We start from the raw sequence: 23378 nt of genomic DNA on the forward strand, positions 1-23378 counted from the left end.
GGGCTCGCCGCCCTGCGGGCCACTGAACAAGCCCTCCAAAATGTTACAGAGCGTGACATATGACGATATGCAGGTCTCTTACCAGGACTTTTCCCCGTTCTTTTGTTTTGAGAATCGCTTCTCTCGGTAGTTAACCAGTTACACACGAGAGGCGAATCCATGAGATTTCTCGGGATAAACGCGATCTTCCATGACCCCGCGGCGGCGCTGGTGGTCGACGGAGAAGTCGTCGCGGCCGCGGAGGAGGAGCGGTTCAGCCGCCGCAAGCACGGCAAGCGTCCGGTCCCCTTCTCCGCCTGGGAACTGCCCGAGCGCGCCGCCGCCTGGTGCCTGGAGCGGGCCGGTCTGCGCCCGGAGGATCTCGACGCCGTCGCCTACTCCTACGACCCTGACCTGGTGCGCCCCGGCCTGCAGGGCCTCGACGAGGGCTGGGAGGACCTGCGCACCACCTACGCCCGCCGGGCCCCGGCCTTCCTGGCCACCGCCCTTCCGGGGCTGGACTCCGCCCAGGTCCGCTACGTGCCCCACCACGTCGCGCACGCGGCCTCGGCGGGCCTGGCCGCGCCGTACCGGGACTCGGCGGTGCTGGTCTGCGACGGGCGGGGAGAGGCGGTCTCGCACCTGGCCGGGCACTACCGGGACGGAGAGTTGACCGTGCTGGCCGCCCAGGAGCTGCCGCACTCGCTCGGGCTGATGTACGAGGAGGTCACCGAGCACCTGGGGTTCCTGCGCTCCAGCGACGAGTACAAGGTCATGGCCCTGGCCTCCTACGGAGAGCCGCGCCACCTGGGAGAGCTGCGCGAGCTGATCTACCCCACCGATGACGGCGGCTTCCGGGTCGAGCCGGTCGACTGGAGCGGCTACGCCAAGGCGCTGGGCAGGGGCGAGCCCTGGACCGAGGAGCACGCCGACCTCGCGGCGAGTGTCCAGACACGGCTGGAGGAGGTGCTGCTCGACCTCGCCAGGTGGCTGCACGGGCGTACCGGCGACCGGTCCCTGACCATGGCCGGGGGCGTGGCGCTCAACTGCGTCGCCAACACGCGGCTGCTGGCCGAGGGGCCCTTCGAGCGGCTCTGGGTGCAGCCCGCGGCGGGCGACGCGGGCACCGCGCTCGGCGGGGCGCTGCACCTGGCACGGACCTTCGGCGAGCCGGCCGCGCCGATGCCGGGGGCCGACCTCGGCCGGAGCTGGAGCGACGGGGAGCTGGCCGCGTGGCTCGAGGCGGCGCGCGTGCCGTACGAGCGCCCCGCCGACCTGGCCGCCGCGGTGGCGGCGGACCTCGCCGCCGACCGCATCGTGGCCTGGTTCCAGGGCCGCAGCGAGTACGGCCCGCGCGCGCTCGGCCGCCGCTCGCTGCTGGCCCACCCCGGGCGGGCCGCCAACACCGAACGGCTGAACGCCGTCAAGGGCCGCGAGCAGTTCCGCCCGATCGCCCCGATGGTGCTCGCCGAACGGGCTGAGGAGATCTTCGAAAGGGGCCCGATCCCCAGCCCCTACATGCTCTTCGTGCACGACGTGCGGCCCGCCTGGCGCGACCGCATCCCGGCCGTCGTGCACGTCGACGGCACGGCCCGGGTCCAGACCGTGGACCGGGTGGCCGAACCGCTGCTGGCCCGGATGCTGGCGGAGTTCGAGGCGCGCACCGGGGTGCCGGTGGTGGTCAACACCAGCCTGAACACGGCGGGACGGCCCATGGTCGACGACCCCCGCGACGCCCTGGAGTGCTTCGGCTCCGCGCCGGTCGACGTGCTGACCCTGGGGCCCTACCTGATCCGCAGGTACGCCTCATGATCACCGTGGTGATCCCCACGATCGGCCGTCCCGGCCTCGACACCGTCCTCGCCGCGCTGGACCCGGCGCTGGAGGTCATCGTGGTCGACGACCGTCCGGGGCGCGGTGGGGCCCGCGCCGCCTCCGGCGCGCGGGTCGCGCGGGCTCTTGGCGGCGAGGGGCCGGCGGGCGGCCGGATCCGGGTGCTCCGCACCGGCGGGCGGGGGCCGGCCGCCGCCCGCAACGCCGGGTGGCGGGCCGCGCGGACGCCGTGGATCGCCTTCCTGGACGACGACGTGGTGCCCCAGCCCGGCTGGGCGGAGGCCCTCCGCGCCGACCTGGCCGGGCTGCCCGAGGAGGTGGCCGGGAGTCAGGGGCGCATCGAGGTGCCGCTGCCGGCCGGCCGGAGGCTCACCGACGCGGAGCGGAACACCTCGGGGCTGGCGGAGGCCCGCTGGATCACCGCCGACATGGCCTACCGGCGCACCGCGCTGGAGCGGACGGGCGGTTTCGACGAGCGCTTCCCCCGCGCCTACCGGGAGGACGCCGACCTCGCGCTGCGGATGTTCGCGGCCGGATACCGATTGGTCAGAGGCGGGCGGGTCACCCGGCACCCGTTCCGCGACGACGGCCCGTGGGCCAGCGTCCGCTTGCAGCGCGGCAACGCCGACGACGCGCTCATGCGCCGCGTGCACGGCCCCGGCTGGCGGGCCGCCATCGGCGGCGCGCCCGGCCGGCTGCGCAGGCACGCCCTGGTCACCGGGCTCGGCGCGCTCGCGGCCGTGCTGTGGGCGGTGCGGCCGGGCCGGGCGGCCGCCGCGGCCGGAGCGGCGTGGGCGCTGCTCACGGCCGAGTTCGCCTGGGCCCGCATCGCACCGGGACCGCGCACGAGAGAGGAGATCCGGAGGATGATGGTCACGAGCGTGGTCATCCCGCCGGTGGCCTGCGCGCGCCGCCTCGCGGGAGAAGTGCGGGTCCGGAGATGACCGCCGGCACCGTCCTCGTCGTGCGCCCGGACAGCGCGGGCGACGTCCTGCTGGCCGGGCCCGCCGTCCGCGCGGTCGCCGAGGGGGCCAGGCAGGTCGTGCTGCTGGCCGGGCCGCACGGCCGTGCGGCCGCCGAGCTGCTGCCCGGCGTGTCCAGGGTGGTGGAGTGGCGGACGCCGTGGATCGACCCCAGCCCTCCGCCCATGACCGGCCCGCACGCCCTGCGGCTGATGCGGGCCGTCCAGGAGGCGGCGCCCGAGCTCGCGCTGGTCCTCACCTCCTTCCACCAGTCGCCGCTGCCGATGGCCCTGCTGCTGAGGCTGGCGGGGACGCCGCGGATCGCCGCGATCTGCGCCGACTACCCCGGCTCGCTGCTCGACGTGCGGCACGTCGTCGACGAGGACGTGGACGTGCCGGAGGCGGAGCGCATGCTCGGGCTGGCCAGAGCCGCGGGGTTCGAGCTGCCACCCGGCGACGCCGGAGCGCTCGCCGTGCGGCGCCCGCTGCCCGAGGTCGGGCACCTGACGGGGCCGCCCGGCTACGTGGTCGTGCACCCGGGGGTCTCCGCCCCGGCCAGGGCATGGCCGGCGGAGAACTGGACGAGGACGGTCCACGACCTCGTCCGCGCGGGCTGGCGGGTCATGGTGACCGGCGGCCCGGGCGAGCGCGCGCTCACCGCGCGGGTGGCCGGCGGCCGGCCCGCTCCGGAGGTCGTCGACGGCGGCCACGTCTGGGAGTCCGTCGCCGACCTGGGCGGGCGGACCACCTTCGCCGAGCTCGCCGCGGTGCTCGCCGGGGCGAGCGTGGTGGTCGTGGCCAACACCGGCCCGGCGCACCTCGCCGCGGCCGTCGGCACCCCCGTGGTCAGCCTCTTCGCCCCCGTGGTCCCGGCCGCCCGCTGGGCGCCGTATGGCGTGCCCGCCGTGCTGCTCGGCGACCAGGACGCCCCGTGCCGGGGCAGCCGGGCCCGGGTGTGCCCGGTCCCCGGCCATCCCTGCCTGTCGTCCGTGCCGGTTGCCCGCGTCGTCGAGGCCGTCAACCACCTGGCGTCCGTGAAGGAGGTCGTCCATTGAGGATCGCCTTGATATCGGAGCACGCGAGTCCCCTGGCAGCGGTCGGCGGCGTCGACGCGGGCGGGCAGAACGTCCACGTCGCGGCCCTGGCGGCCGCACTGGCCGAGCGGGGGCACGAGGTCACCGTCCACACCCGCCGCACGGACGCCGGCCAGCCCGACAGGGTCCCCGCCGGCCCCGGCCTGACCGTCGAGCATGTTCCCGCCGGCCCTCCCACCGCGCTCCCCAAGGACGAGCTCCTGCCGTACATGACGGCCTTCGGCGCGCATCTCGCCAGGCAGTGGGCGGGCAGGCCGCCCGACGTGGTCCACGCCCATTTCTGGATGAGCGGCTTGGCCGCGCTGACGGCCGCGCGGGGGCTCGGCGTCCCGGTCGTGCAGACCTTCCACGCCCTGGGCACGGTCAAGCGGCGCTGGCAGGGCGCGGCCGACACCAGCCCGCCCGGGCGGATCGCCGCCGAGGCCGGCATCGGGCGCCGGGCCGGCGCCGTCGTGGCCACCTGCCGTGACGAGGTCGGCGAGCTCCTGCGGATGGGGATCGCCGCCGAGCGGATCGCCGTCGTGCCGTGCGGGGTCGATCTCGGCATCTTCCGGCCGGACGGGCCGGTCGCCCCTCGCGGGCCGGGGCCGCGCGTCCTCAGCATCGGCCGCCTGGTCCCCCGCAAGGGCGTGGACACCGTCGTGCGGGCCCTGCGCCACCTGCCGGAGGCCGAGCTGCTGATCGCCGGAGGGGCGCCGGCGGACGAGGAGAGCGTACGGCTGGCCCGCCTGGCCGACGGATACGGCCTGTCGGACCGGGTCCACCTGCTCGGCAGCGTCGGCCGTGCCGAGGTCCCGGCGCTGATGCGCTCGGCCGACGTCCTGGTGACGGTCCCCTGGTACGAACCGTTCGGCATGGTCCCGGTGGAGGCGATGGCCTGCGGGGTGCCCGTGATCGCCTCCGCGGTCGGCGGCCACCTCGACACGGTCGCGGGGTGCGGGGTGCTGGTGCCGCCGCGCCGCCCGCACGCCCTGACCCGGGCCCTGCGGGAGCTGCTGAGCCGTCCGGACCTGCGGGCGTCGCTCGCGGCGGCCGGTGCGCGGCGCGTGCGGACGAGGTACGGCTGGCCGGAGGTGGCCGCCCGCACCGAGGCCGTCTACCTGGACGTGCTCGCCGCGCGCCGGGCCCGGATCGCTGTGGCGGGAGGCTGACCGTGCACCCACATCTGTCACGACTGAGCGCCGCGCTGTCGGCGGTGAGCGCCGACACGGCGACGATCTCCGTGTGGGGCCGTGAGCTGGCGGCCGTGCTGGCGGCCGGCGGCCGGCTGCTGGCCTGCGGGAACGGCGGCTCCGCCGCCGAGGCCCAGCACCTGACCGCCGAGCTGGTCGGGCGCTTCCGCGTCGACCGGCCCCCCTATGCGGCGATCCCGCTGCACGCCGACACCTCCAGCATCACCGCGATCTCCAACGACTTCGGGCCGGAGGAGGTGTTCGCCCGCCAGGTGCGGGCGCACGGCAGACCCGGCGACGTCCTGATGTGCCTGTCCACCAGCGGGGCGAGCGAGAACGTCCTGGCCGCCGCGCGCACCGCCCGGCGGGCCGGCATCGTGGCCTGGGCGCTGACCGGCCCGGCGCCCAACCCGCTCGCCGCGCTCTGCGACGACGCCCTGGCCGTGCCGGCCGAGGACGCCGCGACCGTGCAGGAGGTGCACCTCGCCGTGATCCACATGCTCTGCGACGCGATCGAGGGAGCCCCGGGGTGAGCGCCGGGCCGGTCGTGGTCATCGGCGACATGCTGCTCGACGTGGACGTCGAGGGGGACGCCGAGCGCCTCTGCCCGGACGCCCCCGTCCCCGTCGTGACAGGCGGCCACGAGCACCGCCGCCCCGGCGGAGCCGGTCTCGCGGCGGTCCTGGCGGCCGAGAACGGGGCCGAGGTGATCCTGGTCACCGCCGTCGGCGACGACCTGCCCGGCAGGTGCCTGCTGGGCCTGCTCTCCGGCCGGGTGGAGGTGGTCCGGCTGCCGCTGCTGGGGACCACGATCACCAAGACCCGCGTCCGGGCCCGGGGGCAGACGCTGCTGCGGATCGACACCGGTGACGGCCGCGCCGAGGCGGACCTGGACGGGGCCCGCGCCCGCCGGATCGCCACCCTCCTGCGGGGCGCCGGCGCCGTCCTGGTGTCCGACTACGGCCTCGGGGTCGCCGAGGCCGCCAGGGGCGCGCTGTCGAGCCTGCCGGCGCCGCTGGTCTGGGATCCGCATCCGCGGGGCCTGGTGCCGGTGCCCGGATGCACGCTGCTCACGCCGAGCGAGTCCGAGGCCCGGCTGCTGAGCGCGCAGCCCGGCACCTCCGCCGACCGGGCCGCCCGCCATCTCGTCCGCGTCCTGCGCGCGGAGGCGGTGGCCGTCACGGTGGGCGCCCGAGGGGCCGTGCTGGCCCGGCGGGACGGCCGGTCCGTCCGGGTGCCGCCGCCGGTCTGCGCGACCGGCCTGGACGCCTGCGGCGCCGGCGACCGCTTCGCCGGGGCCGCCGCGTTCGCGCTGAGCGAGGGCGCGTCCATCGAGGACGCCGTCGTGATGGGGGTGGGGGAGGCGGCCCGCTTCGTGGAGGGCGGGGGAGCGGCGGCGGTCCGGCTGCCCGCGCCCGTGCCCGGGGACCGGCCGCGCACCGCGCTGGAGGTGGCCGACGCCGTCCGCGCCACCGGGGGCCGGCTCATCGCCACCGGGGGCTGCTTCGACCTGCTGCACGCCGGCCACGTCAGCCTGCTGCGCCGGGCCAGGGCGATGGGCGACGCGCTGATCGTCTGCGTCAACTCCGACGGCTCCGTCCGGCGCCTCAAGGGTCCCGGCCGCCCCGTGGTCGGTGAGCTGGACCGGGTCGAGGTGCTGCGCGCGCTGGAGTGCGTGGACGCCGTGGCCGTCTTCGACGAGGACACCCCCGTCGCGATGATCGAACGGCTGCGGCCCGACGTGTGGGTCAAGGGCGGCGACTACGAGGCCCTCGACCTGCCCGAGACCGAGACCGTACGCCGGACGGGCGGGGAGAGCGTGATCCTGCCCCGCGTGTCCGGCCGGTCCACGACCGGCCTGATCGCCGCCGCGAGGGCGGCCAGGTGACCGAGGAGGAACGTCCATGCTGGGAAACATCCTGATCACCGGCGGCGCGTCGGGGCTGGGCCGGGCCGTGGCCGTGGCCGTGGCCAAGGCGGGGGGCCGTCCGCTGGTCGTCGACGTCGACCCGCCCGAGGACGGCGGCGACCACGTCATCGCCGACCTCGCCGACCGCGCGCGGGCCGAGCGGGCGGTGACCGAGCTGGCCGGCCTGGCCGGCGGGCTCGACGGCGTCGTGACCGCCGCCGGCATCGACGCCTGCGGGCGGCTCTCCGACGTCCCCGCCGCCGCCTGGGACCGGGTCGTGCAGGTCAACCTGCTCGGCACCGTCTCGGTGGTCCGCGCGGCCCTGCCGTACCTGCTCGCCTCCCGGGGCAGGGTGGTCACCTGCGCCTCCACCCTCGGCCTGCGGGCGCTGAGCGACGCGACGGCCTACTGCGCCTCCAAGTTCGCGGTGGTCGGGTTCACCCGGGCCCTGGCCGCCGAACTGGCGGGGGAGGTGGGGGTGACGCTGCTGGTCCCCGGGGGCATGAACACGCGCTTCTTCGACGATCGCGACGAGCGTTACCGGCCGGGCCCCGACGCCCGGCTCAACCAGCCGGAGGACGTGGCCGCGACCGTCGTCTTCGCCCTCGGCCAGCCCGCGGGCTGCGAGGTCAGGGAACTGGTCGTCTGCCCGTCCACGGAGACGTCATGGCCGTGACGGGCCGGGGACCGGCATGACCGCGGGCGGACGGGCGGCGGACGGGGGAGCGCCGGCCGTGATCGTGCTGCGCGGTCTCGGCCTCGGTGACCTGCTCACCGCGGTCCCCGCCCTGCGCGCCCTGCGGCGGGCCTGTCCCGGCCACCGGATCGTGCTGGCCGCGCCCGCCTCGCTGGCGCCCCTGGTGCCGCTGATCGGCGCGGTGGACGGGCTGCTCGACGTGTCGGGGCCGGGGCCGCTCCCGTCCGGCGTGTCCGCCGACATCGCGGTCAACCTGCACGGCAGAGGGCCACAGAGCATCGCCGCGCTGCGCCGTGCCGGCCCGGGACGGCTGCTCACCCACGCGCACCCGGACTTCCCGGACACGAGGGGGCCGTCCTGGCGGGGCGACGCGCACGAGGTCCGGCGCTGGTGCGACCTGCTCGGCTGGTACGGCGTCGCGGCCGATCCGGCCGACCTGAGGCTGGAACTCCCCCTGTCCTGGGGGAGCGCGCCGGTGACCACCTGCCTGGGAGCGGCCGACCCGGCGCGGGAGGCCGTACCGTCGTGGGAGCCCGAGCCGGTCGTGGCCGGCCCGGGGGAGGCGGGGCCGGGGGAGCCCGCGTCCGGACGGCCGGGGAGGTCCGCGTCCGGACGGATGGGAAGGATGGGAAGGTCCGCTTCCGGACGGCCGGGGCCGGTCGTCGTCCATCCGGGAGCGGCCGATCCGGCCAGGCGCTGGCCGCCGGAGCGGTTCGCCCTGGTGGCCGTCGCGCTGCGGCAGGCCGGCCACGGAGTGGTGATCACCGGGAACGCCGGTGAGCGGGTGCTCGCCGAGCGGGTGGCCTCCCTCGCCCGGCTGCCGGAGGCGTGCGTGCTCGCCGGCCGCACCTGCCTGCGCGAGCTGGCCGCGCTGGTGGCCGGGGCCCGGCTGGTCATCTGCGGCGACACCGGCGTGGCCCACCTCGCGAGCGCGTTCGCCACCCCCTCCGTGGTGCTGTTCGGGCCCGTCTCGCCCGCACTGTGGGGGCCGCCCCACGGACCGCACGTGGCCCTGTGGGCGGGGCGCTCCGGCGACCCCCACGGGGACCTGCCCGATGAGGGCCTGCTGGAGATCGGTGTCCTGGAGGTCCTCGACGCCGCCGTCAATCTGCTGGAGGTAAGCGTCCGATGAACACGCGACGGGTGGTGGTGACCGGCGGAGCCGGTTTCCTCGGGTCCTACCTGTGCGAGCGCCTGCTCGCCGAGGGGGCGGGGGTGGTCTGCATGGACAACTTCCTGACCGGCTCGCCCCGCAACGTCGAGCACCTGATCGGCCGGGCCGCCTTCCGGCTGGTCGAGTGTGACCTCACGGGGTTCGTCCACGTCCCCGGCGACGTGGACCTGGTGCTCCACTTCGCCTCGGCGGCCTCTCCCGCCGACTACCTGCGCCATCCGATAGAGACGCTCAAGGTGGGCAGCATCGGCACGCTGCACGCCCTCGGGCTGGCCAGGGAGAAGGACGCCCGCTTCGTGCTGGCCTCCACCAGCGAGGTGTACGGCGACCCGCTGGAGCACCCGCAGCGGGAGACCTACTGGGGCAACGTCAACCCGGTGGGGCCGCGGAGCGTGTACGACGAGGCCAAGCGCTTCGCCGAGTCGCTGACCACGGCCTACCGCAACTCCCACCGGGCCGACACCGCGATCGTGCGGATCTTCAACACCTATGGCCCGAGGATGCGGCCCCACGACGGCCGGGCCATCCCCACCTTCATCCGCCAGGCCCTGCGCGGTGAGCCGATCACCGTGACCGGCGACGGCACGCAGACCCGGTCCATCTGCTACGTGGACGACACGGTCGAGGGCATCCTCGCCCTGGCCGACAGCGACTTCGAGGGCCCGGTCAACATCGGCAACCCGGCGGAGCTGTCCATGCTCTCCCTCGCCGAGACGGTCCGCCGGCTGGCCGGCTCGGACTCGCCGATCCACTTCGTCGACCGCCCCACCGACGACCCGGAGATCCGGCGCCCCGACACCTCGCTGGCCTCCTCCCGGCTGGGCTGGGCGCCGAAGGTGGACATCGTCGACGGGCTGAGCCGCACCATCTCCTGGTTCATGGACGAGCTGCGCGAACCGGAGAAGCTGGTCCGCCGCTAGGCGGCCCGAGTCCCGCTCCGGGCCGCGTGGCCCGTGGCCGCCGCCGCGTGGCCCGTGGCCGCCCTACTCCGACCGCCAGACGACCTCGCCGTCCACCCGGGCGTCGGTCGGGACCAGGCCGATGCGGCGGGCCACGGCGGAGGAGGCGGCGTGGTCGGGATGGATGGTCGCGACGACGGTCTGCACGCCGCGCTCCCTGAGCCAGGCGAGGAGGGCGAGCGCGGCCTCGACGGCGACGCCCCTGCCCTGCCAGGGGGTGCCGACGACCCAGGCCACGTAGGCCCGGCCGGCGGTCAGGGTGGCCTGGACGTAGCCGACCGGGCCCTCCTCGCCGTCGAGACGGATCACCCAGTTGAGCCAGGCGTCGTCACCGCCGGGCGGCGGGCCGGCCACCATGCGGGCGTAACGGTCGCGCAGCTCCCCGGCGGTCGCGGGGGAGCCCCCGATGAAGGTGTGCAGGGCCGGGTCGGCGAGCGCCTCGGCCATCTGGGCGGCGTGCTCCACCGCCAGCGGCTCCAGCGTCAGCCGGGGGGTCCTGATCGGTCCGGTCTCCGTCACCGGGTCAGTGTGCCACGGTCAGGCGCGGATGACGGACCGGTCGACGGTGCCGGGGGCCAGGACGTGTTCGATGACCATGACGGCCGCGCCGATCACGCCCGCGCGGTCGCCGAGCTCGCTGGCGGTGATCGTCAGGTGCTGGGTGGCCAGGGGCAGGGAGCGGCTGTAGATGACCTCGCGGAGGCCGGCGAGGACCTGCTCGCCGGCCTCCGCGATGTCGCCGCCGACCACGATCACCGACGGGTTGAAGAAGTTCACGATCGAGGCGAGGACGTCGCCGACCTCGCGGCCGGCCTGGCGGATGAGCTGGACGGCCTGGGTGTTGCCGCTGCGCACCAGGCGGACCACGTCGCGGCTGCCGGCGGCCTCCACGCCGCCGGCCGACAGGCGGGCGGACATGGCGGCGCCGCTGGCGACGGCCTCCAGGCAGCCGAGGTTGCCGCAGCGGCAGACGGTGTCGGAGGCCGAGGCCACCTGGATGTGGCCGATGTCGCCGGCCGCGCCCTGGGCGCCCCGGTGCAGGTGGCGGCCGCTGATGATGCCGCAGCCGATGCCGGTGCCGATCTTGACGAAGATGAGGTGGTCGGCGCCGGGGCGGGCGGCCCAGTGCTCGCCCAGGGCCATGATGTTCACGTCGTTGTCGACGAGCACGGGGGCGCCGAAACGCTCGCCGAGCCACTCGGGGACGGGGAAGCCGTCCCAGCCCGGCATTATCGGCGGATTGACCGGCCGGCCCGAGCTGTGCTCGACCGGGCCGGGCAGGCCGACGCCGATGCCGCAGACCTGCTCCGGGGTGTGGCCTGTCTCGGCGAGCATCTCCTCGAAGGTGCGCTGGAGCCAGGTGAGCGTCTCGACGGGGCCGCGGTCTATCGGCACCTCGTCCGCGCGCTCGGCGAGGACCTCGGTGCCCAGGTCGGTGATCGCCACCCGGGCGTGGGTGGCCCCGAGGTCGGCGGCGAGGGCGACGCGGGCGCCGCGGTTGAAGGTGAAGGCGACGGCGGGACGGCCTCCCGAGGAGATGGCCTCCTCGGTCGGGATGATCCACTGCTGGCTCAGCAGCGCGTCGAGCCGCTGCCCGAGGGTGGACCGTGCCAGCCCGGTCAGCTGCACCAACTCCGCCCGGGTCCGGGCCTGACCGTCACGCAGGATCTTCAGAAGCGCCCCCGCGCCGGCGATTGAACCGTTCGCTTCACTCAGCATGCGCACAGTCAACACTCCTCGTTTGCACCACGTCAAAGCGACTTACGTTCCTTCATAGCTCCATTATGCCCAAAGCCCGCCAACTTTTGCTTGACTGTCGCCATAAGCTCCCTTTAACATCCCGCAATATGGAGGAAATCGGACGGTTACCAGCGGATCAGGTCCGGGTGGGCGTCATCGGAACCGGTTTCATGGGCACGGTCCACGCACGCTCGGCGAGGCTCGCCGGGGCCCGGATCGTCGGTGCCGTGGGGTCGGGCCGGGAGAGGACCGCCCAGGCCGGGGCCGGTCTGGGGGCCGAGCGGGCATTCGGCTCGGCCGAGGAGCTGATCGCCTCGGCCGACGTCGACGTCGTCCACATCTGCACCCCCAACCACCTGCACGCGTCCCTGGCGTTGAAGGCCCTGGACGCCGGCAAGCACGTCGTCTGCGAGAAGCCGCTGGCCACCGACGGCGGGACGGCCACGATGATGGCCGCGCGGGCGGTGGAGGCGGGACGGGTGACGGCCGTCCCCTTCGTCTACCGCTTCCATCCGATGGTCCGCGAGGCCCGCCACCGGGTGGCCTCGGGCGCGGTGGGCCGGATCAGCCTGATCCACGGCAGCTACCTGCAGGACTGGCTGCTGGCCCCGGAGGACGACAACTGGCGGGTGGACCCCGAGCGCGGCGGCCCGTCGCGGGTCTTCGCCGACATCGGCTCCCACTGGTGCGACCTGGCCGAGTTCGTCTCCGGTGACCGCATCGCCGCGGTCTCGGCGCAGACGGCCGTGGTGGTGCCCGAGCGCGTGATGAACCGCCCGGTGCTGACCGAGGACGTGGCCACGGTCCAGTTCCGCACGGTCTCCGGGGCGCTGGGGACCGTGACGACCAGCCAGGTGGCGCCCGGCAGGAAGAACCGGCTCCTGCTGGAGATCTCGGGGTCGGAGGCCGGCCTGGCCTTCGACCAGGAGCAGCCCGAACTCCTGTGGTCCGGGCGGCGTGACGGCTCGCGGCTGCTGATGCGCGACCCGGCCGCGCTGTCGGCCGGGGCCGCGCGGTACGCCACCCTGCCGGCCGGCCACGCCCAGGGATACCACGACTGCTTCGAGGCGTTCGTCGGCGACACCTACGCGGTGATCCGGGGCGAGCACCGCGAGGGCCTGCCCACCTTCGCCGACGGCGCCCGCGCCGCCCGCGTCTGCGACGCCGTACTGGCCTCCGCCGGGACCGGCCGGTGGGTGGAGGTGGACGAGACGTGATCCTCAGGATGCGCGGCATCGCCAAGAGCTTCCTCGGCGTGCGGGTGCTGAGCGGGGTGGACCTGGAGGCCGCCGCCGGAGAGGTGCACGCGGTCGTCGGCGAGAACGGCGCCGGCAAGTCCACGCTGATGAAGATCCTCGCCGGGGTCCACGCGCCGGACGAGGGTGGTGTCGAGATCGACGGCGTCCCGGTCTCCTTCGCCCACCCCGTCGACGCGCAGCGCGCCGGGGTGGCGATCATCTACCAGGAGTTCAACCTGCTGCCCGAGCGCGGCGTCGCCGAGAACGTCTTCCTCGGCCGCGAGCCCGTCCGGCGGGGGCTGGTCGACCGGGCCGTGATGGAGGCCGCCACCGCGCGGCTGCTGGAGGAGCTCGGCGAGACCTCCTTCAGCCCCCGTGACCTGGTCCGCCACCTGTCCGTCGCCCAGCAGCAGGTCGTGGAGATCGTCAAGGCGCTCTCCCAGGACGCCCGGATCATCGTGATGGACGAGCCGACCGCGGCGCTGGCCGACCACGAGGTGGAGCTGCTCTACCGGCTCGTCGCGCGGCTGCGGGAGCGGGGGATCGCCGTCCTCTACATCTCCCACCGGCTGCGCGAGGTGTTCGACCTGGCCGCGCGGGTGACCGTGCTGAAGGACGGCGCCCTGGTCAAGACCGTGCGGACCGCCGAGGTCACCTCCGACGAGCTGGTCCGGCTGATGGTCGGCCGCGACCTCGGCGCCCACTTCCCGCCCCGCGACGGCCGGGCCGGCGAGGTGCGGCTCAGCGTGCGCGGCGGCGGCAACGCCGTGCTCGACGGGATCGACCTCGACCTGCGCGCCGGGCAGATCCTGGGGGTGGCCGGGCTGCAGGGGGCGGGCCGGACGGAGCTGGCCAAGGCGCTGTTCGGAGCCGAGCCGTTCACGCGCGGCGAGATGAGCCCGCTGCGGCCCACGTCGGTGCGCCAGGCCGTGGCGGCCGGGATCGGGCTGGTGACCGAGGACCGCAAGGCCGAGGGGCTCGCGCTGCGCCAGTCGGTGCGCGACAACGCCCTGCTGGTCTCCCGCTCGGTACGGCGCGGCGGCCGCGACGACGTCAGGCGGCTCCTGGAGGCCGTGCGGCTGCGGCCGCCCCGCCCCGAACAGGAGGTCCGCTACCTCTCGGGCGGCAACCAGCAGAAGGTCGTGCTGGCCAAGTGGATGACCGTGGCGCCGCAGGTCCTGCTCTTCGACGAGCCCACGCGCGGGGTCGACGTGGGGGCCAAGGCCGCGATCTACGACCTGATGCGCGACCTGGCCCGGGACGGCATGGCCATCATGATGATCTCTTCCGAACTCCCCGAGCTGATCGGCATGAGCGACCGCGTCGTCGTGATGCGCGACGGGCGCATCGCCGGAGAGCTCCCATCCGGCTCCTCAGAGGAGACAGTCATGCGCCTGGCCGCCGGTGAGGTGTCGCCGTGACCGGACAGAACGGGCTCCGGCCCGCCCGGCCCCTGGCGGCGCCGGAGACCGCCGCCCCCGCCGCCGGCCCGCGCGGGCGGGCCGCCCTGGCCGGCCGCATCGGCTCGACACAGGTCATCTACCTGGCCCTGGCCGGGGTCATGCTCGTCGGCTGGCTGCTGGTGGCGGTCGACGGGGGGAACTTCCTCACGCTGGAGACCGTCGTCGGGATCCAGCAGCGCTCGGCCGCGCTGGGCATCGTCGCGGTGGGGCAGACCCTGGCGATCCTGGTGGGGTCGCTGGACCTGTCGGTGGCGTATCTGATCAGCCTCACCTCGCTCGTCGCGGCGGAGGTCATGGCGGGCCAGGACGGCGGGATCGTCCCGGGCGTCGCGGCGGTGCTCGCGGTGAGCGCGCTGGCCGGCCTGGCCAACGGGCTGATCATCACCCGGCTCCACGTGCACGCCTTCATCGCGACGCTCGGCACCGCACTGATCATCAGGGGGGTCGTGGACCACCTCTACGACGGGCCGGCGGGCAGCGTGCCGGAGTCCTTCCAGCGGCTCGGCTACGACCGGCTCGGGCCGGTCCCGGTCTCGGCGCTGCTCTGGGCGGGCGTCGCGGTCGCGGCGTGGTTCCTGCTCCGCCGTACGCGGCTCGGGTACCGGATCTACGCGGTGGGCGGGGACGAGGAGGTGGCCCGGCTGTCCGGGGTGCGGACCGGCAGGGTCATCGTCGCCACCCATGTCCTCTGCTCGGTGTGCGCGGGGATCGCCGGGCTGCTGCTGGCCGGCCGGCTCGGCGCGGGGGCGCCGACGGTCGGCACCGACGGCGGCTACGACCTGGAGTCGATCGCCGCGGTGGTCCTCGGCGGCACGGCCCTGGCCGGAGGCCGGGGCGGGATCCCCGGGACGGTCGGCGGGGTGCTGCTGCTGGCCGTGCTCGACAGCGTCTTCAACCAGCTCGAGGTCAACGCGTTCGTCAAGGACGTGGTGCGCGGCGTGGTGATCGTCGCCGCGGTGGCCGTGTACGCCCGCCGTACCGCCAGGAGGCGATCCCGATGAGAGCCCTCAGGTCCATGGGACCGATCTTCCTCGTGCTGGCCGTGCTGCTGGCGCTGATCGCGGTGGCCAACCCCTTCTTCCTGGAGCCCGCCGGGTTCCTCGCCTTCCTCAAACGGGCCGCGCCGCTGGTCATCCTCGCGGCGGGGCAGTATTTCGTGATCGTCTCCGGGGAGTTCGACCTGTCGGTCGGGTCGCTGGTCACCGTGCAGGTGGTGGTGGCCGCCCGCCTGATCGACGGGAGCGAGCCGGCCACCTGGCCGGTGCTGGCCCTGTTGGTCGCGCTGGGGCTGCTGGTCGGCCTGGTCAACGGCGTGATCACCACCGGGCTCCGGGTGCCGTCGTTCATCACCACCCTGGGCATGATGCTCGTGCTGTCCGGAGCGGTGTTCCTGTGGACCGGCGGCGCCCCGCGCGGAGCGCTGTCGGAGACGTTCAGGATGTTCGGCCGCAAGGACCTCGGGCCGGTGCCCTGGTCGGTCCTCGTCCTCCTGGTGGCGGGCGCGGCGGCGATCCTGCTCATGCGCTCCGACTTCGGCAAGCGGCTCATCGCCACCGGCGACAACGAGCGCGCCGCGGGGCTGTCGGGGGTCCGGGTCGGGCGGACCCGCGTCCTCGCCTTCGTCGTCTCCGGGCTGGCGGCGGCCGTCGCCGGCATCCTGCTGGGCGGCTTCGCCGGGGTCTCCGCCCAGGTCGGACAGGGGCTGGAGTTCCAGGCGATCACCGCCGTCGTGCTCGGCGGCGTGGCGCTCGGCGGCGGACGCGGGTCCGTGGTCGCGGCCATGGCCGGGGCGTTCACGCTTGAGGCGCTCTTCACCCTGCTCAACCTGCACGGCGTCTCGGGGGCCCTGGAGTACGCGGTCCAGGGCGTGATCATCGCCGCCGTCGCGATGGGGACCGTACGGCTCCCGTTCCGGCGCGCGGCGCGCGTCTGAGGGCGCTCCCTCCAAGCTCCCTCCGAACCCCTTCCCAACAGAAGGCACCCCCCACAGGAAAAGAAGGAGACCTGATTTGAATAGGTCTGTAGCGGCCCTCACCGCGGGCGTCTCCGCGATGCTGCTGGCCGCCGGCTGCGCCAGCGACCGGCCGGTGGCGGGCACGGCCGCCCCCACCGCCTCGGCGGCCTCGACGACGGCTCCGGCCGCCGCCACGTCCTCCGGGACGGGCGAGCAGTCGAAGTTCTTCGTCCAGGCCGACTACGACGCCCAGCTCGGCATGCGCGCCCAGACCCCGGAGGGGCCGGCGGGCAGGCCGTGGGAGCAGGCCGTCGCCCCGGGCGAGAAGGCGGACACCGGCGAATACAAGAAGGACGGCCCCTACCACCTCTGCTTCTCCAACGCCGCGGTCAACAACCCGTGGCGGCAGGTGGGCTGGAAGACCATGCAGGCCGAGGTCGCCCTGCACAAGGAGATCACCGAGTTCACCGCGCTCGACGCCGAGGGCAAGGACGACAAGCAGATCTCCGACATCGCGGAGCTGACCGGCAAGGGGTGTGACGCGCTGATCGTCTCGCCCAACACGACCGCGACGCTGACCCCCGCGGTGACGGCCGCCTGCCCGAAGCTTCCGGTGATCGTCTTCGACCGCGGTGTGGACACCGACTGCCCGGTGACGTTCATCAACCCGATCGGCGGCTACGCCTTCGGGGCCGACGGCGCGGAGTTCCTGGTGGAGAAGGTCCCCGCCGGAGGGAAGGTCCTGGCGCTGCGGATCCTGCCGGGTGTGGACGTCCTGGAGACGCGCTGGTCGGCGGCCAAGGTGGCCTTCGACAAGAGCGAGCTCGACGTGGTCGGGGTGGAGTTCACCGACGGCGACGCGGCCAAGACCAAGAGCATCGTGAGCGACTACATCCAGCGCCACGGCAAGATCGACGGCGTCTGGATGGACGCGGGCGCGACCGCCGTGGCGGCGGTCGAGGCGTTCGAGGACGCCGGCCGGCAGGTGCCGCCGATCGTCGGGGAGGACCAGCAGGACTTCCTGCAGAAGTGGAAGGACAGTGGTCTCACCGCCGTCGCGCCCACCTACCCCACCTACCAGTGGCGCACCCCGGTGATCGCCGCCCTGAAGATCCTCAAGGGTGAGGAGGTGCCCAAGACGTGGAAGCTCCCCCAGCCCAAGATCACTTCCGAGAGCCTGGCCACCTACCTGCGGCCCGACATGCCGCCGCTGCACTACGCGCTGTGCGGCTGCGAGGACCTGCCCGGCTTCCCCGCCAAGTGGGGCGGCAAGTAGGGCCGGTCCGCCGGGGCGAGGACGGCGGCGCCCGCCGGGCACAGGGGCCGGGCGGGCGCCGCCCGACGGCGTTCGCGACGGCGTTCGCGAGGAGCGTTCACGATGGCGTTCGCGACGGCGTTCGCGAGGAGCGTTCACGATGGCGTTCGCGACGGCGTTCGCGAGGAGCGTTCACGAGAAGGAAGAGGGAGGGGTTGACGGTGTTCTCCATCGGTGTCAACACGTGGGTGTGGGTCTCGCCGCTGACGGATGAGGACCTCATGCGGCTGGCCCCGAAGGTGGCCGGCTGGGGATTCGACGCGATCGAGCTGCCGATGGAGCAGATCGGCGACTGGGACCCCGAGCGGGCGGCCGACCTGCTGGGAGAGCTCGGGCTGAAGGCGTCGGTGGTGCTGGTCATGCCCCCGGGCAGGGAGCTCGTCGCGGCCGACGGCGAGACGTTCCGGACGACCCGGGACTACCTGCGGCGCTGCGTGGACGCCGCGGTGGCCGTGGGGAGCCCGGTGATCGCCGGGCCGGCGTACGCGTCGGTGGGGCGGACCTGGCGGATGTCGGAGGAGGAGCGGCCGGCCTGCTACGCCCAGCTGCGCGAGAACCTGGCCCCGGTCGGGGAGTACGCGGCCGAGCGGGGGGTGACGGTCGCCGTCGAGCCGCTCAACCGCTACGAGAGCAGCCTGATCAACACGGTCGGGCAGGCCGTCGAGGCGGTGGGCGGGATCCCGGGCGTCGGTCTCGCGCTGGACGTCTACCACATGAACATCGAGGAGCGCGATCCCGCGGCGGCCGTCCGGCAGGCGGGGGAGCTGATCGCGCACGTGCAGGTCTGCGCCAACGACCGGGGCGCCCCCGGGGCCGACCACCTGGACTGGCCGGGCCTGGCGGGGGCGCTGCAGGAGGTGGGCTACCGGGGCCCGCTCTGCATCGAGTCCTTCACCGCGCACAACCGGTCGATCGCGACCGCCGCCTCGGTCTGGCGGCCGCTCGCCGCGACCCAGGACGACCTCGCCACCCAGGGCCTGGCCTTCCTGCGCACCCTCTGAACGGCCGCCGCCGGGCCGTACCGGCCCGTCCCGCCGGAGCCCGCGGAGGGGTCGCCGGGGGATCCGGCCTCCCGGCGGCCCCGGGAGGCCCTTCCCGGTGCGGCGTCCCCCCGCCGCGGACCGACCGGGCGGCGGCCTCTGTCCTCTCTGCGTGCGTTCTCCGGTGGATCGGCCCATGGCCACGCGCTGAGGTCCGATCATTATTCCGAAATGACCGGCCGTGACTTGTCCTGTGCGGCCTGGTTCGGTTGAATGATCGGATCAATCGCCCCGGGAGAGCCATGATCGACGCGCATCACCATGTGTGGGACCTGTCCGTGCGGGACCAGGGCTGGATCACCGGCCCGGAGATGGCCCCGCTGCGCAGGAGCTTCGGCGTCGAGGACCTGCCGGCGGCCGCCGCCGGGGTCGCGGCCACGGTGCTCGTGCAGACGATCTCCGTGCCGGAGGAGACGCCGGAGTTCCTGGCCCTGGCCGAGGCGCACGACCTGATCGCGGCGGTGGTCGGCTGGACCGACCTGACCGCCCCCTCGGCGGCCGACGACCTCGCCGCGCTGCGGGCCGCGCCCGGCGGCGGATACCTGCGCGGCGTCCGGCACCAGGTGCAGGGCGAGGCCGACCCGCGCTGGCTCTGCCGGGACGACGTACGGCGCGGCCTGGCGGCCGTCGGGCGGGCGGGGCTGGTCTACGAGCTGCTCACCCTCCCGCACCAGCTGCCCGCCGCGATCGAGACCGTGACCGCGCTGCCCGGCCTGGAGTTCGTGCTCGACCACTGCTCCAAGCCGCCGGTCGCCACCGGGGCGCTGGAGCCGTGGGCCGCGCTGGTCCGGGAGCTGGCCACCCGCCCGAACGTCACCTGCAAGCTGTCGGGCCTGGTCACCGAGGCCGACTGGGCCGGCTGGACGGCCGCGGACCTGCGGCCCTACGCCGACGTGGTGCTGGAGGCGTTCGGGCCCGGCCGGGTCATGTTCGGCTCCGACTGGCCGGTCTGCCTGCTCGCCGCGCCGTACGAGACTGTGCTGGAGACCACCCGCGGGCTCACCGCGCGCCTGTCGGCGTCCGAGCGCGAGGAGGTGTTCGGCGGGGTGGCCGCCCGCGTCTACGGCATCGCCTGAATCCGCCGTGACGCGACGCGTGTGACGCGACGGCACGCGAGGTCCCGCGTGTGTCGTGACAGGCGCGCGAGGTCCCATGTGTGATGCGACGGCATGTGAGCTCTCGCGTGTGTCGTGACAGGCGCGCGAGGTCCCGCGTGTGATGCGACGGCATGTGAGCTCTCGCGTGTGTCGTGACAGGCGCGCGAGGTCCCGCGTGTGTCATGACGGGCACGCGAGATCGCACGCGTCACGTCACGTCGCACATGACGCGACGTGTCGTGACGCGTGCGACGTGACGGCGTGTGACATGGAGGGCTCCGAGGGGCGCGGCGCCACGGGGGCGCGCGCCGTCACGTGCCGGTGGGGGTCAGTGTCCGAGCCCCTCCTGGAGGCGCCGCCGGACCGGGGTGTAATGGGCCTCGATGGCCTGGACGAACGCGGCGACGTCACCGGTGGCGACGGCCGCGACGATCGCGTGGTGCGCCTCGACGGTCTCCCGCACCGACTCGGGGCTGGTGTCCAACGTGTGCGCCACGATGGCGTGGACGTCCCAGAACGCGGCCGTGAGCTGAGTGATCAGCTCGTTGCCCAGCGGTTCCATGAGCAGCAGGTGGAACTCGCGGTCCTGCTCTATGAAGGACTCACCGCGGGCCGCGTGCTCGGCCATCTGCTCGGCGAGGTCGAGCAGTTCCTCGTGGAGGGTGTCGTTGAAGGCGGCGATGATGGAGCCGGCCAGCCCCTGCTCGATCGTCTGGCGGACCTCGACCAGCTCGGAGAGCACCCGGAAGTCGTCGGCCCGGCTGAGCAGCCCCCGGAAGGTCAGGCTCTCGACGAGCGCGGCGAGGGACAGTCGCCCGACGTAGGTGCCGTGCCCGTGGCGCACCTCGACGATGTCGAGGGCGGTGAGGGTCTTGATCGCCTCGCGGACGCTGGAGCGGCTGGCCCCCACGGCGGCGCACAGCTCCGTCTCGGTGGGCAGCGGGTCACCGGGTCGCAGGCGGTTCTGCAGGATGTACTGCTTGATGCGCTCCGCCACCTCATGCTGGCGCAACATCGCGCCGCGTGACCTTCGCGAGATGGACTCGATCTCAACCAACCTCTTGCCCTTCCTTGGTGGGCCCGTCTACATTCCAACCTTATCGGCATCAGACATCAGACGTCATATGATTGTCCGAAATCCCGACCGGCCCTCTCGATGCCCCGACCAAAGGAGTGGACGACGTGACCCACCCCCCAGCCGCGCCCATGAACCGCCGCGGATTCCTGCAGTTCGTCGGGGCCGTGAGCGCCGCCACCGCGTTCGCGGGCTCGCTGGCCGCCTGCTCCGGACCCGCCTCGACCGGGAGCGCCGCGCCGGCTGCCGCCGGCGACACGATCGAGGCCGGAATCTCCTACGCCCTGTCCACCGGCTTCGACCCGATGACCTCCTCCGGCGCGACGCCGGTCGCCGCCAACATGCACGTCTTCGAGGCCCTGTTCGACCTCGACCCGGTGACCCGCGAGTCCTACGCCGCGCTCGCGGCCGGCGACCTGGAGAAGGTCGACGACACGACGTACAGGGTCGTGCTCCGCGAGGGCGCCACCTTCCACGACGGCTCCGCCGTGACGGCCGAGGACGTGGCCTTCAGCTTCCGGCGCGTGATGGAGCCGGCCAATGCCTCGCTCATGGTGCAGTTCATCCCGTTCGTCGAGGGCGTCACCGCGGCCGACGGCAAGACCGTGGAGATCAAGCTCAAGTACGCCTTCCCGCTCCTGAAGGAGCGCCTCGCGGTCGTCAAGATCGTGCCGAAGGCCCTCGTCGAGAAGGACAAGACCGCCTTCGACGCCAGACCCGTCGGGTCCGGTCCCTACCGGCTGGTCGAGGCCACCAAGGAAGACAAGATCGTCTTCGAGAGGTGGGACAAGTACAACGGCACCCGCCCCGCCAAGGTCAAGAACATGGTCTGGCGGCTGCTGTCGGACTCCTCCGCCCGCGTCACCGCGCTGGAGTCGGGCCGGGTCGCGGCCATCGAGGACGTCCCCTACATCGACGTGCAGAAGGTCGGCCAGAAGCACAAGCTGGAGGCCGCGCAGTCCTTCGGCCTGCTCTTCCTCATGTTCAACTGCGCCGAGAAGCCCTTCGACGACAGGCGCGTGCGCCAGGCGCTGCACTACGCCATCGACACCGACAAGGTGATCAAGACGGCGATGCTCGGCAACGCCACCGCCGCCACGGGATACGTGCAGGAGACCCACCCGGCCTACGCCAGGGCCGCCACCGTCTACGGCTACGACCCGGACAGGGCCAGGGCCCTGCTGAAGGAGGCCGGCGTCTCCGGCCTGAACGTCACCATGGTGACCACCGACACCGGCTGGGTGAAGGACGCCGTCCCGGTCATCAAGGAGGGCTGGGACGCCGTCGGCGTGACCACCGCCCTCGACATCGGCCAGTCCGGCGGGCAGTACACCAACAAGATCGACCCCGGGAAGTTCCAGATCCTGGTGGCGCCCGGCGACCCGTCGGTCTTCGGCAACGACATGGACCTGCTGCTCCGCTGGTTCTTCGACGGACTCTGGCCGGCGAAGCGGTTCCGCTGGGAGGGCACCGAGGAGGCCCGGCGGGTCCTGCGACTGCTCGACAGGGCGGCCAGGAGCGAGGACGCGGCCGAGCAGAAGAAGCTGTGGGCCGAGGCGGTCGACGTCATCGCCGAGGAGGCGCCGCTCTACCCGATCCTGCACCGCAAGCTGCCCACCGCCTGGGACGACAAGAAGCTCACCGGCTTCAGGCCCATCCCCACGACGGGCCTGTCGTTCCTCGACGTCGGCCTCGCCTGATCCGCCCGCGACGAGAAAGTCACCATGTTCGCGTTCCTACGACTGGCCGCCAGACGGCTGGTGATCCTGCCGCTCATGCTCGTCGGGGTCACCTTGCTCGTCTTCGTCGTCCTCCAGTTCTCGCCCAACGACCCGGCGTACAACGCGCTCGGTGAGAGCGCGAGCCAGGAGGCGCGCGCGGCCTACGCGGCGGCCCACGGGCTGGACGACCCGCTGCCGGTGCGCTACCTGCGGTTCCTGGGGCAGCTCGTCCATGGCGACCTGGGCCACACCGCCCCGCCGGCCGCCCCGGTGGTCGACCGCATCGTCACGGCCTTCCCGCTGACCATGCAGCTCACCCTGCTGGCCCTGGTGCTCGCGGTCGTCCTGGCGGTCGCCCTCGGGGTCACCGGCGCCCTCCACCGCGACCGCTGGCCGGACCAGGTGACCCGCCTGCTGTCCATCGCGGGCGTGGCGGTGCCGTCCTTCTGGCTGGGCATCCTGCTCATCCAGGAGTTCGCGCTCGGCGTCGAGCTGTTCCCGACCGGCGGCTACGTCAACCCGGCCGACTCCCTCACCGGGTGGCTGCGCTCGCTCGCGCTCCCGGCGATCGCGACCGCGGTGCCCGTGGCGGCCTCCCTGGCACGGCTGGTGCGCACCTCGATGGTCGAGGAGCTCGACCGCGACTACGTCCGCACCGCCACCGGCAACGGCCTGCCCCGGTGGATCGTCATCCGCGGCGCGCTGCGCAACGCCCTCATCACCCCGCTGACCGTGCTCGGACTCCGGGTGGGCTACCTGCTGAGCGGGGCCGTGGTCATCGAGACGATCTTCGACCTGCCCGGCATGGGCAAGCTCATCCTCGACGGCGTCACCAACGGCGACGTCGCCCTGGTCCAGGGGGCGGTGCTGACGATCGCGCTGTCGTTCCTCGTGGTGAACCTCGTCGTCGACCTGCTCTACCTCGTCGTCAACCCGCGGATCCGGGTGGTGTGACC

21 protein-coding genes are annotated in these 23378 nt (G+C 73.9%); 18 read left to right on the top strand and 3 right to left on the bottom strand.

The genetic code is table 11. The features are described 5' to 3' along the window. Positions 1-159: 159 nt before the first annotated feature. Genes J2S55_RS03830 through J2S55_RS03870 form a run of 9 tightly spaced genes read left to right on the top strand, consistent with a single transcriptional unit; the run spans position 160 to position 9740 of the window. The gene (locus J2S55_RS03830) at positions 160-1791 is read left to right on the top strand and encodes a carbamoyltransferase family protein (RefSeq protein ID WP_306857313.1); all 1632 of its coding nucleotides are present in this window, start codon (positions 160-162) and stop codon (positions 1789-1791) included. Then, on the top strand, positions 1788-2756 hold the full coding sequence (locus tag J2S55_RS03835; protein WP_306857315.1) for a glycosyltransferase family 2 protein: 969 nt from the start codon (positions 1788-1790) through the stop codon (positions 2754-2756). Before J2S55_RS03830 ends, J2S55_RS03835 begins: the two co-directional genes overlap by 4 nt. Then, entirely contained in the window at positions 2753-3829 is a 1077-nt protein-coding gene (locus J2S55_RS03840) for a glycosyltransferase family 9 protein (RefSeq protein ID WP_306857316.1), read from the top strand. The genes J2S55_RS03835 and J2S55_RS03840 overlap by 4 nt, the downstream gene beginning before the upstream one ends. Next, positions 3826-5019, top strand: a complete 1194-nt coding sequence (locus tag J2S55_RS03845) for a glycosyltransferase (RefSeq protein ID WP_306857317.1) — start codon at positions 3826-3828, stop codon at positions 5017-5019. Before J2S55_RS03840 ends, J2S55_RS03845 begins: the two co-directional genes overlap by 4 nt. Before the next feature lie 2 nt (positions 5020-5021). Then, complete coding sequence (locus J2S55_RS03850; protein WP_306857318.1) at positions 5022-5573, top strand: D-sedoheptulose-7-phosphate isomerase; 552 nt, start codon at positions 5022-5024, stop codon at positions 5571-5573. After that, positions 5570-6928, top strand: coding sequence for a PfkB family carbohydrate kinase (locus J2S55_RS03855; RefSeq protein WP_306857320.1), 1359 nt, complete (start codon positions 5570-5572; stop codon positions 6926-6928). Before J2S55_RS03850 ends, J2S55_RS03855 begins: the two co-directional genes overlap by 4 nt. Positions 6929-6944: 16 nt before the next feature. Continuing rightward, positions 6945-7625: an SDR family oxidoreductase gene (locus tag J2S55_RS03860; protein WP_306857322.1), complete on the top strand. Its 681-nt coding sequence runs from the start codon at positions 6945-6947 to the stop codon at positions 7623-7625. A gap of 58 nt (positions 7626-7683) precedes the next feature. Next, positions 7684-8778 carry a glycosyltransferase family 9 protein gene (locus J2S55_RS03865; RefSeq protein WP_306857324.1) on the top strand — a complete coding sequence of 365 codons (1095 nt, stop codon included), beginning with the start codon at positions 7684-7686 and terminating at the stop codon, positions 8776-8778. Beyond that, the gene (locus tag J2S55_RS03870) at positions 8775-9740 is read left to right on the top strand and encodes a UDP-glucuronic acid decarboxylase family protein (protein WP_306857326.1); all 966 of its coding nucleotides are present in this window, start codon (positions 8775-8777) and stop codon (positions 9738-9740) included. The genes J2S55_RS03865 and J2S55_RS03870 overlap by 4 nt, the downstream gene beginning before the upstream one ends. 63 nt (positions 9741-9803) lie before the next feature. Here the strand turns inward: J2S55_RS03870 and J2S55_RS03875 are convergent, their stop codons facing one another. Together J2S55_RS03875 and J2S55_RS03880 are read right to left on the bottom strand one after the other, a co-directional pair. Then, complete coding sequence (locus J2S55_RS03875) at positions 9804-10298, bottom strand: GNAT family N-acetyltransferase (RefSeq protein ID WP_306857328.1); 495 nt, start codon at positions 10296-10298, stop codon at positions 9804-9806. Positions 10299-10316: 18 nt separating this feature from the next. After that, on the bottom strand, positions 10317-11498 hold the full coding sequence (locus tag J2S55_RS03880) for an ROK family protein (RefSeq protein WP_306857329.1): 1182 nt from the start codon (positions 11496-11498) through the stop codon (positions 10317-10319). A 128-nt stretch (positions 11499-11626) separates the two neighbouring features. On the opposite strand from J2S55_RS03880, the gene J2S55_RS03885 reads away from it, so the two are divergent. The 7 genes from J2S55_RS03885 (at position 11627) to J2S55_RS03915 (ending at position 19605) form a co-directional block, all read left to right on the top strand. Next, the gene (locus J2S55_RS03885) at positions 11627-12736 is read left to right on the top strand and encodes a Gfo/Idh/MocA family protein (protein WP_370879587.1); all 1110 of its coding nucleotides are present in this window, start codon (positions 11627-11629) and stop codon (positions 12734-12736) included. Positions 12737-12744: 8 nt separating this feature from the next. After that, positions 12745-14178 (top strand): sugar ABC transporter ATP-binding protein, encoded by a 1434-nt coding sequence (locus J2S55_RS03890; protein ID WP_306858554.1) that lies wholly within the window; start codon positions 12745-12747, stop codon positions 14176-14178. After that, on the top strand, positions 14175-15221 hold the full coding sequence (locus J2S55_RS03895) for an ABC transporter permease (RefSeq protein ID WP_306857331.1): 1047 nt from the start codon (positions 14175-14177) through the stop codon (positions 15219-15221). Before J2S55_RS03890 ends, J2S55_RS03895 begins: the two co-directional genes overlap by 4 nt. After that, positions 15218-16153, top strand: coding sequence for an ABC transporter permease (locus J2S55_RS03900; protein ID WP_306857332.1), 936 nt, complete (start codon positions 15218-15220; stop codon positions 16151-16153). The genes J2S55_RS03895 and J2S55_RS03900 overlap by 4 nt, the downstream gene beginning before the upstream one ends. Before the next feature lie 76 nt (positions 16154-16229). Next, positions 16230-17450 carry an ABC transporter substrate-binding protein gene (locus J2S55_RS03905; RefSeq protein WP_306857333.1) on the top strand — a complete coding sequence of 407 codons (1221 nt, stop codon included), beginning with the start codon at positions 16230-16232 and terminating at the stop codon, positions 17448-17450. A 200-nt stretch (positions 17451-17650) separates the two neighbouring features. Continuing rightward, positions 17651-18490 (top strand): sugar phosphate isomerase/epimerase family protein, encoded by an 840-nt coding sequence (locus J2S55_RS03910; RefSeq protein ID WP_306857335.1) that lies wholly within the window; start codon positions 17651-17653, stop codon positions 18488-18490. Between the two features lie 281 nt (positions 18491-18771). Further along, a complete protein-coding gene (locus J2S55_RS03915; RefSeq protein WP_306857336.1) occupies positions 18772-19605 on the top strand; it encodes an amidohydrolase family protein in 834 nt (277 codons plus the stop codon). 349 nt (positions 19606-19954) lie between these two features. Here J2S55_RS03915 and J2S55_RS03920 read toward each other — a convergent pair whose 3' ends face one another. After that, positions 19955-20641 (bottom strand): FadR/GntR family transcriptional regulator, encoded by a 687-nt coding sequence (locus tag J2S55_RS03920; protein ID WP_306857338.1) that lies wholly within the window; start codon positions 20639-20641, stop codon positions 19955-19957. Between the two features lie 167 nt (positions 20642-20808). Between J2S55_RS03920 and J2S55_RS03925 the strand changes: the two genes are divergently transcribed. Further along, the gene (locus J2S55_RS03925) at positions 20809-22401 is read left to right on the top strand and encodes an ABC transporter substrate-binding protein (RefSeq protein ID WP_306857340.1); all 1593 of its coding nucleotides are present in this window, start codon (positions 20809-20811) and stop codon (positions 22399-22401) included. 24 nt (positions 22402-22425) lie between these two features. Then, positions 22426-23376, top strand: coding sequence for an ABC transporter permease (locus tag J2S55_RS03930; RefSeq protein WP_306857342.1), 951 nt, complete (start codon positions 22426-22428; stop codon positions 23374-23376). Positions 23377-23378 lie beyond the last annotated feature (2 nt).

The sequence above is a fragment of the Streptosporangium brasiliense genome (assembly GCF_030811595.1).
GTDB lineage: Bacteria > Actinomycetota > Actinomycetes > Streptosporangiales > Streptosporangiaceae > Streptosporangium > Streptosporangium brasiliense.

What these genes read in the sequence shown, in the direction of transcription:
- J2S55_RS03830 (WP_306857313.1), top strand. Translation starts at nt 160, where the DNA reads ATGAGATTTCTCGGGATAAACGCGATCTTCCATGACCCCGCGGCGGCG.
- J2S55_RS03835 (WP_306857315.1), top strand. Translation starts at nt 1,788, where the DNA reads ATGATCACCGTGGTGATCCCCACGATCGGCCGTCCCGGCCTCGACACC.
- J2S55_RS03840 (WP_306857316.1), top strand. Translation starts at nt 2,753, where the DNA reads ATGACCGCCGGCACCGTCCTCGTCGTGCGCCCGGACAGCGCGGGCGAC.
- J2S55_RS03860 (WP_306857322.1), top strand. Translation starts at nt 6,945, where the DNA reads ATGCTGGGAAACATCCTGATCACCGGCGGCGCGTCGGGGCTGGGCCGG.
- J2S55_RS03870 (WP_306857326.1), top strand. Translation starts at nt 8,775, where the DNA reads ATGAACACGCGACGGGTGGTGGTGACCGGCGGAGCCGGTTTCCTCGGG.
- J2S55_RS03880 (WP_306857329.1), bottom strand. Translation starts at nt 11,498, where the DNA reads ATGCTGAGTGAAGCGAACGGTTCAATCGCCGGCGCGGGGGCGCTTCTG.
- J2S55_RS03885 (WP_370879587.1), top strand. Translation starts at nt 11,627, where the DNA reads ATGGAGGAAATCGGACGGTTACCAGCGGATCAGGTCCGGGTGGGCGTC.
- J2S55_RS03890 (WP_306858554.1), top strand. Translation starts at nt 12,745, where the DNA reads ATGCGCGGCATCGCCAAGAGCTTCCTCGGCGTGCGGGTGCTGAGCGGG.
- J2S55_RS03900 (WP_306857332.1), top strand. Translation starts at nt 15,218, where the DNA reads ATGAGAGCCCTCAGGTCCATGGGACCGATCTTCCTCGTGCTGGCCGTG.
- J2S55_RS03915 (WP_306857336.1), top strand. Translation starts at nt 18,772, where the DNA reads ATGATCGACGCGCATCACCATGTGTGGGACCTGTCCGTGCGGGACCAG.
- J2S55_RS03920 (WP_306857338.1), bottom strand. Translation starts at nt 20,641, where the DNA reads ATGTTGCGCCAGCATGAGGTGGCGGAGCGCATCAAGCAGTACATCCTG.
- J2S55_RS03930 (WP_306857342.1), top strand. Translation starts at nt 22,426, where the DNA reads ATGTTCGCGTTCCTACGACTGGCCGCCAGACGGCTGGTGATCCTGCCG.